Origin of the sequence: Plantactinospora sp. ZYX-F-223 (genome assembly GCF_039649625.1) — a bacterium.
Classification (GTDB): domain Bacteria; phylum Actinomycetota; class Actinomycetes; order Mycobacteriales; family Micromonosporaceae; genus Plantactinospora.
In genome coordinates, this window is the sequence record NZ_JBDJAV010000006.1 from 1 (window position 1) to 17,336 (window position 17,336).

At 72.3% G+C, this 17,336-nt stretch carries 17 protein-coding genes; 3 read left to right on the forward strand and 14 right to left on the reverse strand.

The genetic code is table 11. The features are described 5' to 3' along the window. Positions 1 to 276, forward strand: a 276-nt coding sequence (locus AAH979_RS07725) for a hypothetical protein (protein WP_346257348.1), incomplete at its 5' end; no start/stop codon positions are given. A 307-nt stretch (positions 277 to 583) separates the two neighbouring features. On the opposite strand, the gene AAH979_RS07730 is transcribed toward AAH979_RS07725, so the two are convergent. Together AAH979_RS07730 and AAH979_RS07735 are read right to left on the reverse strand one after the other, a co-directional pair. Continuing rightward, the gene (locus tag AAH979_RS07730; protein ID WP_346257349.1) at positions 584 to 1,315 is read right to left on the reverse strand and encodes a DUF6766 family protein; all 732 of its coding nucleotides are present in this window, start codon (positions 1,313 to 1,315) and stop codon (positions 584 to 586) included. 173 nt (positions 1,316 to 1,488) lie between these two features. Beyond that, positions 1,489 to 1,767, reverse strand: coding sequence for a DUF2188 domain-containing protein (locus tag AAH979_RS07735; protein WP_346257350.1), 279 nt, complete (start codon positions 1,765 to 1,767; stop codon positions 1,489 to 1,491). Positions 1,768 to 1,784: 17 nt separating this feature from the next. On the opposite strand from AAH979_RS07735, the gene AAH979_RS07740 reads away from it, so the two are divergent. Further along, complete coding sequence (locus AAH979_RS07740; protein WP_346257351.1) at positions 1,785 to 2,762, forward strand: DNA topoisomerase IB; 978 nt, start codon at positions 1,785 to 1,787, stop codon at positions 2,760 to 2,762. Between the two features lie 105 nt (positions 2,763 to 2,867). Here the strand turns inward: AAH979_RS07740 and AAH979_RS07745 are convergent, their stop codons facing one another. The 6 genes from AAH979_RS07745 to AAH979_RS07770 all read right to left on the reverse strand — a co-directional run bounded on the left by AAH979_RS07745 (position 2,868) and on the right by AAH979_RS07770 (position 8,594). Then, positions 2,868 to 3,521, reverse strand: a complete 654-nt coding sequence (locus tag AAH979_RS07745) for a DUF3618 domain-containing protein (RefSeq protein ID WP_346257352.1) — start codon at positions 3,519 to 3,521, stop codon at positions 2,868 to 2,870. Further along, entirely contained in the window at positions 3,518 to 3,961 is a 444-nt protein-coding gene (locus AAH979_RS07750; protein ID WP_346257353.1) for a phage holin family protein, read from the reverse strand. The genes AAH979_RS07745 and AAH979_RS07750 overlap by 4 nt, the downstream gene beginning before the upstream one ends. After that, entirely contained in the window at positions 3,958 to 4,638 is a 681-nt protein-coding gene (locus AAH979_RS07755) for a hypothetical protein (RefSeq protein ID WP_346257354.1), read from the reverse strand. The genes AAH979_RS07750 and AAH979_RS07755 overlap by 4 nt, the downstream gene beginning before the upstream one ends. Before the next feature lie 250 nt (positions 4,639 to 4,888). Beyond that, entirely contained in the window at positions 4,889 to 5,497 is a 609-nt protein-coding gene (locus tag AAH979_RS07760) for an NAD(P)H-dependent oxidoreductase (protein WP_346257355.1), read from the reverse strand. 153 nt (positions 5,498 to 5,650) lie between these two features. Next, a complete protein-coding gene (locus AAH979_RS07765) occupies positions 5,651 to 6,109 on the reverse strand; it encodes a hypothetical protein (protein ID WP_346257356.1) in 459 nt (152 codons plus the stop codon). A gap of 1 nt (position 6,110) precedes the next feature. Beyond that, complete coding sequence (locus AAH979_RS07770) at positions 6,111 to 8,594, reverse strand: nitrate reductase (protein WP_346257357.1); 2,484 nt, start codon at positions 8,592 to 8,594, stop codon at positions 6,111 to 6,113. A gap of 515 nt (positions 8,595 to 9,109) precedes the next feature. Here AAH979_RS07770 and AAH979_RS07775 point away from each other — a divergent pair. After that, positions 9,110 to 9,526 carry a CBS domain-containing protein gene (locus tag AAH979_RS07775; RefSeq protein ID WP_346257358.1) on the forward strand — a complete coding sequence of 139 codons (417 nt, stop codon included), beginning with the start codon at positions 9,110 to 9,112 and terminating at the stop codon, positions 9,524 to 9,526. A gap of 146 nt (positions 9,527 to 9,672) precedes the next feature. Here the strand turns inward: AAH979_RS07775 and AAH979_RS07780 are convergent, their stop codons facing one another. From AAH979_RS07780 to AAH979_RS07805, 6 genes are all read right to left on the reverse strand, one after another. Continuing rightward, the gene (locus tag AAH979_RS07780) at positions 9,673 to 11,196 is read right to left on the reverse strand and encodes an FAD-dependent oxidoreductase (RefSeq protein ID WP_346257359.1); all 1,524 of its coding nucleotides are present in this window, start codon (positions 11,194 to 11,196) and stop codon (positions 9,673 to 9,675) included. A gap of 35 nt (positions 11,197 to 11,231) precedes the next feature. Continuing rightward, complete coding sequence (locus tag AAH979_RS07785; protein WP_346257360.1) at positions 11,232 to 11,780, reverse strand: DUF6098 family protein; 549 nt, start codon at positions 11,778 to 11,780, stop codon at positions 11,232 to 11,234. A 187-nt stretch (positions 11,781 to 11,967) separates the two neighbouring features. Continuing rightward, entirely contained in the window at positions 11,968 to 14,487 is a 2,520-nt protein-coding gene (locus AAH979_RS07790; RefSeq protein WP_346257361.1) for a glycosyl hydrolase family 65 protein, read from the reverse strand. Next, complete coding sequence (locus AAH979_RS07795; protein WP_346257362.1) at positions 14,484 to 15,464, reverse strand: PfkB family carbohydrate kinase; 981 nt, start codon at positions 15,462 to 15,464, stop codon at positions 14,484 to 14,486. The genes AAH979_RS07790 and AAH979_RS07795 overlap by 4 nt, the downstream gene beginning before the upstream one ends. Before the next feature lie 203 nt (positions 15,465 to 15,667). Beyond that, positions 15,668 to 16,027 carry an STAS domain-containing protein gene (locus AAH979_RS07800; protein ID WP_346257363.1) on the reverse strand — a complete coding sequence of 120 codons (360 nt, stop codon included), beginning with the start codon at positions 16,025 to 16,027 and terminating at the stop codon, positions 15,668 to 15,670. Between the two features lie 108 nt (positions 16,028 to 16,135). Beyond that, complete coding sequence (locus AAH979_RS07805; RefSeq protein ID WP_346257364.1) at positions 16,136 to 17,332, reverse strand: MFS transporter; 1,197 nt, start codon at positions 17,330 to 17,332, stop codon at positions 16,136 to 16,138. Positions 17,333 to 17,336 lie beyond the last annotated feature (4 nt).

A 17,336-nucleotide genomic window follows, 5' to 3' on the forward strand; every position in this document is an offset into this window, starting at 1 on the left:
CCTGACCTCCTCGGGGGTTGCCCGTCGTCGTCCGAGGAGGTCCCGTTGACCTGGAACAAGTGGATTCGGCAGAGCCACCGCTGGCTCGCCGTCGCCTTCACGCTCTCCGTCATCGTTGTCATCGTCGCCGTCGGAGCACAGCAGGAACCCGCCGCCTGGGTGTACTACCTGCCGCTGCTCCCGCTCGTCCTGCTCATGTTCACCGGTCTGTACCTGTTCGTGCTGCCGTACATCACCAGGTGGCGCGGCGGGCGGCGCGCTGCTCGCGGGGGCTGACCCGGGTCAGCGCGGGAACGACAGCGCCAGGTCCGAGATCCGCCGGTACTCCATCGTGGAACTCTCCCCGGCGACTCTCAGCAGCTCAGCGGTGGCAGCGTGATGCGGGCCGACGTCCGCCGGGACAGGACTCCTACTCCTTGGCGGTCCGCACATCGACCCAGAGTTGCCGCCGCGACCGCAGGTCGGGCTCTGGCCCGGGATGGGTGAGTCGGTGCCACGTGCCGGGGTCGCGGCTGCCGAACACCGCGGTCAGGTAGGCGACGATCGCGGAGTCGAGGTCGAGTCCGCCGGCGCCGAGGTCCTGTCACGCCCCGGTTTCGTGATGCGGGGTGTTGACCGGCTTCGACTCCGGTGACCCATGCTGGCGTAGGAAGACACTGAGCACGATCAGTGTGCCGACGGCGAGGAATTCGCTCTGCCAGTTCTGCATGGACTGGAACCAGAATTCGCTGCTGCCGAGGAACTGCCATGCGGTGATCGGCGGCGCTCCGGTTTCCAGCGCCTGCTGTTCGTTGTATTCGGCGGTGCCGCTGAGCAGGTGCAGGACGAAGGAGGCGCCGAAGAGCAGGAAGAGCGCGATGGACAGGCTGTTGCGGTACAGCGCCAGCAGCAGGCCACCGGCGCGTACCGGCCAGGGGGAGTTCGATTTCGCCTTGACCGGGTTGTCGCCTGGCCGGTCCTGGTCCGGATCGGGCTTGGACTCGGCCGACCCGCGTTGCACCAGATAAACCGTGAGCAGCACGTACGCGCCCATCTGGAGGAATTCCGACTCCCAGTTCTCGAACACGGCCTCGGCGAAGTGTCCCGTGCCGAGGTAGTCGAGATAGCCCTCGGCACGCGCGCCGGCCTGGACCAGTTCGTCGTTGTGGGTCTGCCAGCCGAAGAGGCTCTGTAGGGCGAGGAAGATCAGGAAGGCGCCGAACATCGTCACGGCCAACCCGTGGTCGCGCAGCCAGTGGCGGGCCCGGGTGGCGGGCTGCGGGCCCGCCTGGCGCCGCGCTCTGGTCCGCCCTGGTGTGACGGTCTGTTGTCCCATGCCGGGACCTCCTTTCCCCCCGGAGGTGCCCTTCCCGGGTCAGGGAATCCCTCCTGCCCGGGCCTTGCTTCCCTGCACGGATTCGCGGAAAACCTGGTCACGGCGTGTCGCGGCGTGTCGCGGCCGGGGTGGGCGGAGCCGGGCGGCGCGCGCGGGTGATCGGCGTCGGGCGGTCAGCCGGCCGGCGGAAAGGGGTCGTGCTGATAGACGTGTACGGTCTCGATCCGCCCGAAGGGCTTGTGCACGACGAGCCGGCTCGGCTGATTCGCTCGCGCCACGTCACGGCCGGCGACGACCGCGCTCACCTTGCTGCCGTAGCGCCCGACGACGAAGCTACCCAGCAGGCGGTATGGGAAAACGGCGATCCATGTCGATGGATATATGTCACCGTGCCGGTGGGGCTTGCGGACCTTGGCGTGCCGGAGCGGGCCGGGGGGTAGAAGGGCGGGCATGACAGCGATGGTGAGACATGCGGTTGCGTCGCTCTGACCTCGGCGCCCCCGGTTACCGCCGCCGACGACGGGGACGTGGGGTGACGTTTCTCGACTCCGCAGGGCGGGCGATCACCGACTCGGCACAGCTGCGCCGGCTGCGTGGCCTCGCCATCCCGCCGGCCTGGCGGGAGGTGTGGATCTCGCCCGACCCCCGGGGTCACATCCAGGCCACCGGCATCGACGAGGCCGGGCGCAAGCAGTACCTCTACCACCCGGTGTGGCGACAGCGGCGGGATCGCGAGAAGTTCGCGCACGTCCTGGAGGTGGCCGGACACCTCGGTCGGCTGCGGAAGCAGGTCGAGGACGATCTGCGCGAGCGCGGCCTGACCCGGTCGCGGGTACTGGCCGTCATCGCCCGCCTGCTGGACCTCGGGATGTTCCGGATCGGCGGTGACCAGTACGCGGCCGGGGAGGTGCCGACGTTCGGTGTCGCGACGCTGCGTCCAGAGCATGCTCGGGGGGTCGCCGGCTGCGTGGTACTGGAGTTCCCGGCCAAGGGCGGAGTGGAGCAGAGCCGGCGGGTGACCGATCCGGACCTCTGCCAGGTACTGCGGGACCTGCGGCGCCGTCGTCGGGGTCGGGACCGGTTGTTCGGCTACTGGGAGCGGCGGCGCTGGTGGGACGTACGTGCCGAGGACGTCAACGACTACCTCCGGGAGGCCAGCGGCACCGACATGACGGCGAAGGACTTCCGCACCTGGCACGCGACCGTGCTCGCGGCCACCCGCCTGGCCGCGGCCGGGCCACGGAACTCGGAGGCGAAGCGGCGACGGGTCGTGGCCGGGGTGATGCGGGAGGTGGCCGAGCTACTCGGCAACACCCCGGCGGTGGCCCGGGCCTCGTACGTCGACCCCCGCCTTCTCGACCTCTACCGGGACGGCCGGCTCGGGCCGCTGGCGGGAACGTCCGGCCAAGCCGCCGAGCAGGCCGTGCTCGGCCTGCTCGGCGACTGATCCCGCCACGCCCACCCATCCGACGCCAGCAGAGGAATCCACCCGGGCGAGCAGCCCCGTCCCGGTACCCGCTCGGCGGGCCGCCCAGAGCGCTCGCCGGCCCGATCAGCGTCGGCGTACCTCGCCCATCGTCTCCTGGGTCTGCCCGCGCAACTCCTCCGCCGACGAGCGGGCATGCTCCCGCATCTCGCCCGCGTGCTGACCGGCGCGGGAACGGACCGACTCGACGGCGTGCTGGGCCGGTTCCCGTAGATTCTGCTGTGTCTGCCGGGCCATGCCGCTGGCCTGCTGCTTGAGCTGGTCGGAATGCTCGGCGACCTCGTCCCGGAGCCGGCCGGCCACCCGCTGCTCCGCCGGACTGGCCGGCAGCAGCGCGGAGGCGAGCACACCGAGCCCGAACGCGACGAGGCCGGCGGCCAGCGGGTGCCCTTCCGGCACCTGCCGGGTCTGCTGTCCCAGCGCCTGAGCCCGATGGCCAGCCGAGGAGAGTCCGGCCTGTGACGCCTCACGAGCCCGCTGCATGCTGCCGCGCGCCTGCTGGGCACCGCCTTGCGCCTGGCCGGCGATGTTCTGGCGGGCGCTCTCGGCGCTACCCATCACCGTCTCCCGCGCCCGCTGCCAGGCGTTCCGGGCCCGGCCAACCTGCTGCTGCGCCATGTTGCGCGGGTTCATCCGGTCGCCGAGCGCGTTCAGGTTCTCACCCAGGCGATCCTGGGTACGGTCGGCGTCGGCCCGGATCGAGCCTGGGTCGGTACTCATCCTTGTCCCCCCGATCGATGCTGTGTCCGGTCCCGCATGGCGGAAGGCATCCGCCGGATCGACTCGGACGTCTGCGGCAGCGGCCGGAGGCTACGCGCCTGACGCCTGGCCACCCCGACGAGAACCGCGGCGACCACTGCCCAGACCCCCGCGACGACCAGCGCCCCCCAGCCCTGGTCCATCACGTTCGACAACCCCCACCACAGGGCGTACGACAGGAAGAGCAGCACCATCAACGCGCCCAGCGCGGCGCCGCCGAACATCCCGGCGACCCGGCCGGCGGTGCGCATCTCCTGCCGTAGCTCCAGTTTCGCCAGCTGGATCTCCTGGCGGACCAGGGTCGACGTGTCGCGGGTGACGGCACCGAGCAGTTCGCCGATCGAGGCGCGGCTGGGGTCCTGCTCCCGCTCCGCGCCGAGCCCACCCGCCGAGACGCTCATCGCCGTACCTCGCTGGTCCGTCCGTCACCGGACCCGCCACGCTGTCCGGCCCCCGCCTCCGGGAGCGGGCTGCCGTGCGGTTGACCACCCATCCCGGCCGGCTGCCCGAGCATCCCGCCGGGCCGGACATCCGGCTCCGTCCGCCTCCCGTCGGGATGGGGACCGGACGGCCCGCCCTGCAACGCGTCCCGGGTCCGGGTCAGCCGGCCCGCGATCACCCCGGCGACGGCGGCCCCGGCGAGGAAGAGTCCGGGATTGCGGCGGGCGTAGTCGCGCACGTCGTTGAGTACCATCCCGGGTTCGCGCTGGTCGAGCCACTGAGCGGCCTGCTGGACGCGTTCGGACGCGTGCCGGACCAGGTCCGTGCCGACCCCTGGGCGGTCGCTGCGCTCGGACATCGCCCGCAGTTCGTCGCCGAGGGCCCGCAGGCCGGAGGCGGCCCGCTGCTGCTGCGCGCCCGCCTGTTCCTTGAGTTGGCCCGACGCCTGCCCCATCAGATCCTTGGCCTGGCGTCCCGCCTCGGCCGCGACGTCCCGGCCCCGGTCGGCGGCGCTGTGTGCCAGACCTCCTCCGGTCTGTGTCAACCGCTGTCCGGTCTCCGTGGCGCCCTGCCGGGCCACCTGGGTCTTCGACCGGTGACCGTCACCAGACGGGTCAGCAATCCTGTCCTGTGTCATCTCCGCCCCCAGCTTCGCCCGCGGTGTCGACGGCCGGATACCCCGCTGACCGGCTGTTATACCGACATGTGCCGACCGCGGGAGACCGTGACCGGGCCGGGTGGCGCGAGTCGGGCCTTCGCGGACGGGCAGCGGGGGGCGATAGTTCGCCCGGTTGCCCATCTCCGTCGTCATGGTCCGTTACCGGCCACCGGAGGCGGTCGAGGCCACCCCGGTGTGGTCAGTGTGCGGCAGGCGCTGACCGTTCAGATCAGCGCGCCGGGTAGGGCTGCGCCGCCAGCAGATGCGCCAGGTGTGCGGCGTTGCGGGCGAGGGCCCTGGTCGCGCTGCCGGTGGTGTCCGGCTTCGGTCCGGCATCCCGGTAGTCGGTGCCGCCCATGGCCTCGCCGACCCAGTAGGTGGACGCGGCGGCGGCGACGCTGAACCCGACGTCGTTGAGCGCCTGGAGTACCTCGGCGGTGACGTGGTGCGCCCCGTCCTCGTTGCCGACGACGGCAACCGCGCCGACCTTGCCGTACGTGCGCAGCCGGCCCTGGTCGTCGGTCTCGGACAGTTCGGCGTCGAGGCGTTCCAGCACCAGCTTGCAGACGCTCGACGGCTGTCCCAGCCAGATGGGGGTCGCCACCACCAGGATCTGCGCGTCCATCAGCTTGGCCCGGATGGTCGGCCACTCGTCGCCGTCGCCTTCGTCGGTGGATACACCGAACTTCACCTTGTGGTCCACCACCCGGATGAGTTCGCCGTCCACGTCGTGGTCGGCGAGTGCGGCGAGTACCTCCCGGCCCAGCAGTTCGGCACTGGACGGCGCGGGGGAGGGCTTGAGGGTGCAGCACAACACCAGGGCACGAAGGGTTCCCACAGGTCTGCTCCTGAACTCGAATCTCATCGGCTGACCGGTGTGCTCCTACCCCGCACCACCCGAGCCGAATCGTCCGATTCCACGTTCCCCGTCCGGGCGGGCGACGAGACCGCCGCCGACGGGTCGGGTGGGCGAGGCCGCGCCGCCGTCGGGCTATTCGGCGACGACGAGCGCCTGGGGGGCCGCCTGCTTCATCCGGGTACGCAACCAGCCGAGCTGGACGCTGGTCTCGGCGGCGCAGGACCGGAGGACCTCGAGCAGGTCCCGGTCCCGGACGCCCTGGGCGGCCTGCCCCACGACGGTCCAGCAGATGTCGGACTCGGCGGTCATCAGATAGAGGTCCTGAAGGTCGCGCAGCAGGCCGAGGCCGCCGCCCCGGGTGCCCCGGAACAGTTCGGAGTGCAGCCGGTCGGGTTCGTCCGGAGCCGACTCGGAGTAGCGGTGGGCGAACGGCTCCAGCCGGCGGGCCTGTGCCGCGCACTGCCGGGCGAGCCGCTGGCAGGTGTGCCGGATGTCGGGCTCGTCGCCGTGCTCCCGCGCCACCTCCCGGTAGGCGCTGTCGAGATTGGCCAGGGTCCGGTGCAGCAGGCCGAGATAGTGGGCGAGATGCATGTCAGTCCCTGCCCTCGACGGTGGCGGCGGCCTGTGCGCTCGGACCGCCGGTGGTGGCCGGTACCGCGCCGTCGGCCGGGGCCGCGGCCCCGACGGTGGGGGCCGGTGCGGCGTTGCCGTCCGCGTCCGCGACCTTGACCAGCCGGACCGCCGAGATCTTGAAGATCGGCTGTTTCGACACCGGATCCCAGGCGGTGAGAGTCAGCTCGTTGGCGGCACGTTCGTATCCCCGGCCCCGCCCGGCCGGAGTGTCCCAGTAGCCGTAGTGGAAGGGCACGAAGATGGTGCCGGGCCGGCCCGGACAGACACGTGCCCGGGCCACGAGCACCCCTCGGGACGACTCGACCCGCACCAGGTCACCCTCGGCCACCGACAGCCGATCGGCGTCGGCCGGGTCGACCTCGACCCACCCCTGCGGGGCGGCGTCGGCGAGCTGCGGCACCCGGCCGGTCTTGGTGCGGGTGTGGAACTGGTAGACGGTGCGGCCGGTGGTGAGCAGCAGCGGGAACTCCTCGCCCGGCACCTCGGGGGAGGGCTCGTAGTCGGCGGCATGCAGCAACGCCCGCCCGTCCGGGCGGCTGGCCCGGTAGTCGGACGCGCTGGCCTCCGCCCCGGTGCCGAGGTCCTGGCCGTAGGTCTCGCAGTAGTCCGGATCCGTGTTGAACCGGCCGTCGGCGTACAGCCGCTCGAGGCCGTCCGGATGCTCCTCGGTGCAGGGCCACTGGATGCCGCTGTCCGCCTCGCGCAGCCGGCGGTAGCTGAGACCGGTGTAGTCGCAGGGCCGTCCGGCGGAGCACTCCCGCCACGCCTCGAACGCGGACTCGGGGTCGGTCCACGTGACCAGCGGGGCCCCGTCGGCGTCCCGGAAGTCCATCCGCCGGGCGTAGTCGAGGAAGATGTCCAGGTCGGCGCGAGCCTCGCCGGGGGGTTCGACGGCCTTCTCGGACAGGTGCACCGTCCGGTCGGCGTTGGTGAACGTGCCCAGCTTCTCGCCCCAGGTCGCGGCCGGCAGCACCACGTCGGCGAGCTGGGCGGTCTCGGTGCGGAACAGGTCCTGTACCACGACGAACAACTCCGGCCGGGCCAGGATCCGGCGGATCCGGGCGAGGTCCGGCAGCGACACCGCCGGGTTGGTGGCGGAGATCCAGAGCAGTTTGATCGAGCCCTGTTCGGCGTACCGGAAGATCTGCATCGCGTGGGTCGGCGGCGCCCAGTGCGGGATGACGTCGGGGTGCACGTTCCACAGCCGGGCGAGCTCCGCGATGTGCTGCGGGTTCGCCCAGTTCCGCAGGCCGGGCAGGTCGCCGTCGGCGCCGGTCTCCCGGGTGTTCTGCGCGGTCGGCTGCCCGTTCATCTGGCAGAGGCCCGCTCCCGGCCGGCCGAGCATCCCGCGTACCAGGTGCAGGTTGTTCACCTGGCAGGCCGAGGCGGTGGCCTGGTTGGACTGGTAGAAGCCCTGTAACACGGTGGAGAAGAGCCGGGAGGCGGTGCCGAGCAGTTCCGCCGCCGCCTCGATCCCGGCGACCGGTACGTCACAGATCCGCGCCACCCGCTCCGGCGGGTACCCGTGCACGGTCCGGCACAGCGCGTCGAAGCCGAGGGTGTGCGCGGCGACGTAGTCCGGGTCGTACCAGCCGTTGCGGATCACCTCGCGGAGCAGGCCGTTGAGCAGCGCCAGATTGGTGCCGGGCCGGATCGCCAGATGCAGGTCCGCCTCGCGGGCCACCGGGGTGCTCCGGGGGTCCACCGCCAGCATGGCCGGCGGATGGGGGCCGCGGCGGCGGTCGAGCATCCGGGCCCAGAGCACCGCCTGGGTTTCCGCGACGTTGTGCCCCCACAGCGCCAGCGCGTCGCAGTGGTCCACGTCGCGGTACGAACCGGGCTGCCCGTCGGTGCCGAAACTGGCCTTCAACGCCGAGGCGGCGGTGGCGGTGCACAGCCGCGTGTTGCCGTCCATGTGCGGGGTGCCGATGCCCGCCTTGCCGATCACGCTCAGCGTGTAGTAGTCCTCGAGGAAGAGCTGACCGCTGGTGTAGAAGCCGAAGTGGCCCCAGCCGCCCTGGCCGGCGAGCAACTCCCGGGACCGGGCCACGATCCGGCCCATCGCGGTCTCCCAGTCGGTCTCCACCAGGTCGTCGCCGTCCCGGACCAACGGCCGCCGTAGCCGGTCGGGGTGGTTGTTCGCCTGCCAGCCGTAGAGGTCCTTCGGGTCCAGCCGGCCGTGGTTGACCCGATCCGTCGCCCGGCCCCGTACTCCGACGATCCGCCCCCCGCGTACCGCGATCTCCATCGCGTCACCGTTGGAGTGCAGCAGCGACGCCGACCGGACCCACCGCTCGACGTCCTCCTCGGATAATCCCGGTTCGAGGAACATGTCGACCCGTACCGGCCAGGCCGGTTCCCCCGACACCTGCCCGATCCCGCCGGCCTCCCGCGGCCCGTACGGTGTCCGGACGCCCCAGGGATCCGCGATGCGGTCGGTCACCTCAACCTCCACAGCCTGCTCGACCAGGTCGGGCCCGCTCCCTCGACGAGGGACGCCGAACAGACCCGGCAGGTACAACCGTCTCCGCTACCCCGTCGCCGGCGGACGAAACCGCCAGCCGGTCGCGTCGCGATCGGTGACTGGACCCGCGCGACCGGTGGCGGCCAGCCGTGCCCACCTCCTCGACGACGCCCATCGCCTCGTGTCCCAGACGGCGGACGGCGCAGATCACGCCTCAACGACGTACCGAGCGTTCCAACCGGACGGCCGGGTGGAAGTAGTCACCCGGGTCGGCCGGACACGCGGGGGAGGGGGCACACCATGCGGAAGAGGTCAGGCCTGGCGGCACTGTCGGCGTTTGCTCCTCGGCGTCGCCGCTTGTGGCGGGGTCGGCGGCACCGCAAGGGATGACGACGGCGCGGAATCGCCTGCTCTCGATGCCGCGACGGGCATCGAATCCCGGGCTTCTGGGTAGGAGGCTCGGCAAAGGCCATCCGTGGAGAAGGTGATTGGATATGACAACCGCACGGGAAATCATGACGCCGAACCCGACCTGTGTCGGCGAAGGCGAGGACATGGTGACCGCCGCCCGCCGGATGTCGGAGCTCGGCGTGGGTTCGATGCCGATCTGCGGCGGCGACAACCGGCTCAAGGGCATGCTCACCGACCGCGACATCGTGGTGAAGGTACTCGCCCAGGGGCGTGATCCGCGCAGTGTGACGGCGGGAGAACTCGCCCAGGGCAAGCCGGTGACCATCGGGGCCGACGACGACGCCGAGGAGATCCTGCGAACGATGGGCAGCCACCAGGTACGCCGGCTCCCGGTGATCGACGGGCACGACCTCGTCGGAGTGGTGGCCGTGGCCGACGTCGCGCGAGCCCTGCCGGACCGTCCCGTCGGTGACCTGGTCGACGCCATCTCGCAGCACTGACCCCGACAGCAGGATGCCGGGCGGTACGGCGCATCCGGGGAGCCGGCCGCCCGCTCGCTCCCATCCGGGCTCGACGGTACCGGCACCGTCAGCCCGGTTGGCACCTTCGGGCGGCGAGCCGGTCAGCGGCGAGGCGCGGCCCGGGATCAGGTGCGCGCGGGCGGCAGCGGTGTGGTGGCCGGCCCGTGCAGTACGGCGCCGTCGACATCGAAACGGGAACCGTGGCACGGGCAGTCCCAGGTCTTCTCGACATCGTTGAACGCGACGACGCAGCCCAGGTGGGTGCAGGTTGCCGAGACCGAGTGCAGGTCGCCGGAGTCGTCACGGTAGACCGCGCAGCGCCGCCCGCCCATCCGGATCACGGCCCCGTCGCCGGGTGCGAGCTGCTCGGGGGAGTCGGCGTAGCTGGCCGGTCGCAGCCGGTCTCCGACGAACCGCCTGGCGACCTCGGCCGCGGCTTTGATCAGGGGCACCGCCTCGACCACGGGATGCAGGCGGCGTGGGTCGTACAGCTTGCTCCAGGGCGGCCGGTCCGTTCCGTCGATGAGAGCGGTCAGCAGCCGGCCGGCCAGTACCCCGTTGGTCATTCCCCAGGCGTTGAAGCCGGTCGCCACGTAGACGTGCGAGGCGCCCGGGTGTAGCAGGCCGATGTAGGGGATCCGGTCGGTGCTGGTGTTGTCCTGAGCCGCCCAGTGGTATGCCAGCGTGTCGACCGGGAAGTGTTCACCGGTCCAGCCGGCGAGCCTGTCCAGGCGCTCGCGCACTCCCGGCGTTCCGGGCTGGAACGACTCGCCGGTCACGATGAGCAGCCGGCGCCCGTCGCCGTACGGGGCGGTACGGACCGAACGGGTGTTCTCCTCCGGCGTGACGTACATGCCGGCCGGGTCGTCACCGGCGTCGATGACGGCGGCGACCACCAGTTCACGGTGTGGTACCAGCCGGGTGAACAGGCCCGCCCGGTCGAAGATCGGGTAGTGGGTCGCGACCACGACGTCCCGGGCCGTCACCGTGGCACCGCTCTCGGTGCCGAGCCGGCACGGCTCGCCCTCGGTCAGGTCGACGACGCGGGTGCGTTCGAAGATGCGTCCGCCCCGGCGGACGAGGTCGGCGGCCAGCCCGAGCAGGTAACGGCGGGGATGGAACTGGGCCTGCCGGTCGACGCGGATGGCGGCACCGATCGGGTACGGCAGTCCGGACTCGGTGACCAGCGACGCCGGCAGGCCGGCGACGCGTGCCGCCTGGACCTCGGCCTCGATCTGGCCGCGTTTCCCCTCGGACAGGTAGGTGTAGGCGGGCAGTCGCTCCAGGTCGCAGTCGATGCCCAGGTCGAGGGCTGTCGCGGCGACGTGCTCGATGGCGTCGAGTTGGGACGTCGCGTACCAGCGGGCGGCCTGCTCGTCGAGTTTCGACCGCAGGTGGGCGTAGACGAGGCCGTGTTGGGCGGTCAGTTTCGCGGTCGTGTAGCCGGTGACCCCGGTGGCGATCCGGTCGGCCTCGAGGACCGCGACCGCGGCCCCGGTCCGGGCCAACTCCCAGGCCGTGCAGAGGCCCGCGATACCGCCGCCGATCACCGCCACGTCGACCTCGACGTCGTCGGCCAGCGCGGCGAACGAGGTCGCCGCCGTCGAATCCATCCAGTACGACTCCGCCGAACCCGGTTCATGCGTCATGTCGTCGCTATACCCGCGCCCGCTGACGGCCACGCTCACGGCGCGGCGCCCAGTCCCAACCCTCGCCGCTCGTCCTCGCCGTACCCTCGCTCGTCCTCGCCGTCCTGATCCGCACGGTGCAACGGGCCCCATTCTTCGGATCGTTGTCCCCGGATCGCCAGGTCGGCCTCGCGGAGTGCCTTCTCGCCCACCCACGCGACCGGTCGGCGGCAGATCACCAGCGGTTCGTTGTCCGGTCCCCGTCCGCACTCCCGGCCGGTCAGCACCCAGGGGGAGGCTCCCGGGCCGCGGAGTTCCCGGACATGGCAGTAGTCGTAGAGACGCCGGGCGACCCAGAGATGCAGCGAGCGGTCACCCCACCACGGCTCGACCCGCAGCGGGTTGGCGGACAGGCCCGGCAGTGGCACGCCGGTGAGCGCGTCCCGGCTGGTCTGCCGGGACGCACCCCGCCCGACGTGGTCGGCGTCCGGGCCGTGGGACCACCGCACGTACAGTTCCTCGTCCGCGGGCGCCTGCCGCACCAGTTCGGCCAACTGGCAAAGCTCCTCGATCAGGTACATCCCTGCGGTCGCCTGCTGATCCATGCCGTCACTCTGCCCCCGCACCGGCCAGGTCATTCCTGGTACGCCCGAGCTGTGCCGTCGGGCGCCGCCGTCCGGGCCGCCGCCGGTCCTCCCTCGGCAGATCCTGGCCGTCCGGACGGCGTCGGCGCGCCCGCTTCACCCGTGCGCCGGGGCCTCCGGCCTCGTTTGCCTGCCGCGGCCTCCGGCCTCATCCGGGTGCCGGGGCCTCCGGACCGGGCTGAGCCGGTGGCGGCACGGGCGCACCAACACCGGGCCGGGCCGCCCGGATGGCGGTCACCGGCTGCCCGGCAAGCCGGCGTCGGGGGGCCCGACCGGGTGGTGCGACGGGTTCCGGGCCGGGGTCGGGGAGTTCCGGCAGCGGCAGCCGACGGGGGCGGCGCGGTCGGAGGTGCACCCGCGTCCCGTGGTGGCGCAGCCGGATTCCGTGCTCGTCGGTACCGTCCCGCAGCAGGTAGGTCGCGGTGTTCCCGGTGACCGTGACCCGGAGCCGGCGGCCCCGCCAGCGGAGCGAGAACTCCAGTCGGGTCAGTGCCGCCGGCAGCCGAGGCGCGAACGCGAGTTCGCCGCCGCCGTCCCGGAGTCCGCCGAAGCCCGTCACCAGCGCCAGCCAGACGCCGGCGAGGGCGGCGATGTGCAGGCCGTCGCGGCTCTGCCCGGCGAGACCGTGCAGGTCCTGTAGGGCCGACTCGGCGAGGTGGGCGTAGCCGAGTTCGAGGTGCCCGAGTTCGGCGGCGAGGATCGCCTGCGCGCTCGCCGACAGCGACGAGTCGCCGACGGTACGCCGCTGGTAGTAGGCGAAGTTGCGGGCCTTCTGCTCCGGGGTGAACAGCTCACCGCAGTGCTGCATCGCCAGCACGACGTCGGCCTGCTTGATCACCTGTCGACGGTAGAGCTCCAGATAGGGGTAGTGCAGCAGCAGCGGGTACTCGTCGGCCGGGGTGCCGGCGAAGTCCCACTCCTCGAGCGCGGTGAACCCGGCACACTGCTGGTGCACCTCCCGTCCGTCGTCGTACGGAAGGTGCATCGCCTCGGCGGCCGCCCGCCAGGCGTCCAACTCCGCCTGCTCGACGCCGAGTTGCCGGGCCCGGTCCGGCAGCAGTTCGGCCGCCCCGACGGCACCGAGCAGGTTGCGCCGGGCCATGACGTTGGTGAACAGGTTGTCGTTGCCGAGCGCGGTGTACTCGTCCGGCCCGGTGACACCGTCGATGTGGAAGCCGCCCGCGTCGTCGAAGTGGCCCACCCGGTTCCAGAGCCGGGCCGTCTCGACCAGCAGTTCCAGCCCGGCGTCCCGGAGGAGGGCACGGTCGTCGGTGACGGCGACGTACCGCAGCACGGCTGCGGCGATGTCGGCGTTGACGTGCAGCGCCGCCGTACCGGCCGGCCAGTACCCCGAGCACTCCCGTCCGTCGATGGTCCGCCATGGGAAGGCCGCACCGGCCAGCCGCAGCTCGCCGGCCCGCTCCCGGGCCCGGTCGAGGGTGGCGTGCCGCCAGCGCAGCGCCGCCGCGGCGGCGTCCGGCCGCAGGTAGGTCAGGACCGGCAGCACGAATGTCTCGGCGTCCCACATGGTGTGGCCGTCGTATCCGTTGCCGGTCAGCCCCTTGGCCGGCAGCGGACGCTCACCCGCCCGGGCGGTGGCCTGCAACAGGTGGAAGAGCGCGAATCGTACGGCCTGCTGGAGCTGCGGATCGCCGTCGACGACCACGTCCGCGTCGGCCCAGAACCCGTCCAGGTAGCCCCGCTGGTCGGCGCGGAGTCCAGCCCAGCCGCCCCGTGCCGCCTCCGCGACCGCCGTACCCGCGTCGGCGATCAGCGCGTCGAGCGGTCGCTGCCCGGACCAGGCGTACCCGACCAGTTTCGTCACCCGGAGTCGCTGCCCCGGCGCGAGCCGGGTCTCGACGGCGACCCGCACCAGGTCCGGGCCGCTGTCCACGTCGACCTCCGCTCCCGCTGCGTCGAGCAGGTGCGTGACGGCGGCGACGATCCGGTGCCCGCTGCGCCGTGCCCGATGCGCCAGGACGCCACCGAGGCCGTCGGTCACGTGCCGCTCCGGCAGCAGCGGCCGTTCGAGGACGGTCGGCGCCCTCGGGTCCTCGGTGTCCTGCTCGGGCAGTGCCGGGTTGGCCCGAAGCTCCGAGTGCAGCCGGATCCGTACCGGCCGGTCGGTGGCGGCGACCTCGTAGCGGATCGCCAGCACCGCGGGGTGGACGAACGAGACCAGCCGGGTGCTGTGCACCTCTACCGCCGCGCCGGACGGGGCGGTCCAGCCGAACGACCGTCGAAGGGTGCCGTCGCGCAGGTCGAGGATCCGTTCATGCCGGTCCGTGCCGTCGACCGTCGGGTCGACCGGGTGGCCGGCCACGAACAGCCGGATCCGGGTCCCCTCCGGCGCACCGACCAGCACCTGGTTCCGCTCCGGAAAGGCGTAGCCGCTCTCCGGGTAGGTCAGCTCGCATTCCTCGTAGCACGAGTTGAGGTAGCTGCCCGGGTTGCCGCTGGCCCCGCCCTCCTCCAGTACGCCACGGACGCCGAGCTGGCCGTTGGCCAGCGCGAAGACGGACTCCAGGTCGGCCAGCGCGGTGTGGTCGAGGCCGTCCTCGCGGACCTGCCAGGTCGGCGCGTCCGGATCCGGGTGCCCGGTCCGGGGTCGCGGTATCGATATCGTCGGCTGCCGCTCCCCACGGGTGGGCCCGGTGTCGACGCTCACGCCTCGCCGCCGATCAGCCGATCGTCACCGGACTCGGGAGCGAGGTCCGCCAGCCGCTTCCGTACCGCAGCGCCGCCGAGCGCGGGGCGGCCTCCGGGATGCCCGACACTGGCCCCGGCGGCGGCCACCGCGTACCGGGCGGCGTCCGGCGGCGGATCACCGCGCAGCAGCGCCACGGTGAGCGCGGCGGTCAGCGCGTCTCCCGCGCCGGTGGTGTCCACGACCTTCTCCTCGCTGAGCGGCACCAGCAGATGCCCCCGGCCCCGGCGACGGTCGTCCCAGACGAAGAGGTTTCCCGCCGGCCCGAGGCCGAGCACGACCAGACCCGGGCCGGCGCGGAGGAGTCGCTCGGCAGCGGCGCGGACCCGATCCGGGTCGTCGGCGGAGGCACCGGTCAGCAACTCGGTCTCCCGGTCGTCCGCCCGCAGCACGTCGGCGGCCGCCAGCAGCGGCTGGCGGTGCTCGTCGTCGGCCGGCGCGCCGTCGAGCACGAGCAGCCGGCCCGCCTCCCGGGCGAGCCGCGCCGCCGCCAGCGCCGCCGGTGGTGGCTGCTGGAGCTGCACCAGTACGCCGTCGGCGGTGAACGCCTCCGCCGCCTCCCGCACGTCCGCCTCGGTCAGCAGCATGTCGTCGGGCAGGTGTTGCAGATAGCGCCAGCCTCCCTCGGCGTCCAGCGCCTCCACGATCAGCCCCGTGTCCGCCCCGACCCGGCGGCGTACCCGCGACACATCGACACCGTCCCGGCGCGCCTGCGTCAACAGGTCCGTACCGACCCGGTCGTCGCCGGCCAGGGCGAGCAGGATCGGACGGGCACCGAGCTGGGCCAGCGCGACCGCCTGGTTGGCGCCCTTGCCGCCGAGCATCTCGCGGCGGCACCGGACGTCGGCGGCGCTGCCGGCCGGCGGCACCCGGTCGACCACCAGTACGAGATCGCGGGCCAGTTGTCCGACCACCAGAACCTGCGGGACAGCGCTCACGGACCTTCAGCTACCCAGAACCGACCCGCGCTACTCGACCGGGCATCACAACGGCGTCCGGCGCGTGCTCCGGTACCGCGTCGGACGAAGCACATCGGGAGCCCGCTGGCGAAGCTGGGCCTGCCGGCGGACGAGGACGACCATCGCTGGGCCCGGCGGTCCTGATCTACCTGAACGGCCGACCGGCTGCCCGGTGCATGGTCTCAGGTGCCGTCGCCCATGACGGCGAGCAGGCCGGTCAACTCCAGGACCCGGCGAACGTTTCTCTGGCAGTTCACCACATTCAGACCGGCGTCTTGTTTGACCGCCCGGTTGTAGGCGTGCACGAGTGTGGCGATACCGCTGGAGTCCAGGAAGGTGACCCTGGTCAGGTCGACCGTGAGCCTGTCGGGCTTCTGGTCCAGCAGCTCGTCCAGACAGTCTCGTAGGTTGTCGGCGGTGCTCATGTCCACCTCGCCGTCGGCTGCCACCCGGATCCCGGTGCCGTCGCGTACCACCGTCAAGGACAGAACGGCCGCGGTGGAACCGAGTTCCGGGGACATCTCCCGCCTTCCGTCCGTCATCGCATCATAATGACACCTGTGGCGGCCCGTGAGGCGCAGCTCGGCGCTGGCCGGCCGATCTGGTCCCACATCGGAGCCAGGATGCGGGAGCCCGGCATCGTCATTCGATCAGGACGGCGCCCCTTGGAGGTCCGGATGTGACGGTCGGTAACGTTCACCTTCGGCGGCGGCCTGGAGAACCGCACGCTGCCGGTAGGCGACCGCGAAGCCGGCAAGCAGGGTGGTGGACACGACCAGGAACGCGGCCCTGGTGCCGATGTGGTCGTTGACCAGCCCGCTGCTGGCCGAACCTGCCGCCAGCCCGAGTTGGCCGGCGGTCTGCTGCCAGCCGTAGCTCTCCGCGCTGCGGTGCGGTGGCACGGTCCGGACCATGAGTTCGTCGGTGGTGGCGAGCCACGGCGCCAGCGCGAGGCCGAAAGCCAGCAGGGCGAGACCCATCTGGGGCACGGTGCGCGGCAACAGCAGCGTGCCGGAGGTGAGCGCCAGTGCCGCCAGCAGGGCCAGGTAGCTGACCACGACGCCGCCGGAGCGGCCCCGTTTCACCAGCAGCAGCCCACCCACCAGGCTCGCGGCCGACCAGACCGCGATCAGCAGCCCGGTCTGGTTCGGACGGCCGTTGTCCGTGGCGAAGGCGGGGAGCAGTACCCACATGGCGCCCATCCCGACCATGTACGCGAAATGCACTCCGACCAGCGTGAGTACGGCCACCCGGGCCGGCCCCGTCCGGGCCGGGGCGGCCGGCTCGGCGCGGCTGCCGAAGGGTGGGATGATCGCGGCGTCGAGGAGCAGTGCGATGGTGCCGACCGCGGTGAACGCCAGCAGTGCCGCTGCCGGACCGACGTAGCCGAGGATCACCGTCACGGCCAGCGGGCCGGCGACGTACAGCACCTCCTGCCCGACCGCGTTGAGCGCGTAGGCCCGACTGAGCGCGGAGGCGGGTACCAGGGCCGGCAGGATCGCGCGGCTGCTGCTGGTGACCGGAGGCGTGGCCAGACCAGCCACGGCGGCGAGGGTGAGGCAGCCGGCCGGGGTGGCGGCGAAACTGAGCCCGATCAGTGCCGAGGCGTGCAGCATCCCGAATCCGAGCAGGACTCTCCGATGCCCCAGCCGGGTGAGCAGCCGGCCGGCCAGCGGGGCGCTGATGGCGAGGCCGACCCCGCAGGCGGCGCCGGCGGCGCCGGCGACGGCGTAGCTGCCACTGTTGTCGTGGCCGAGCAGCACGACCAGTAGTTGTCGCAGGGCGATCGGTAGCTGGGCGAGGTTGGTCGCGGCGATGACGGCGAGGCTGCGATGCGGTAGATTCATGACT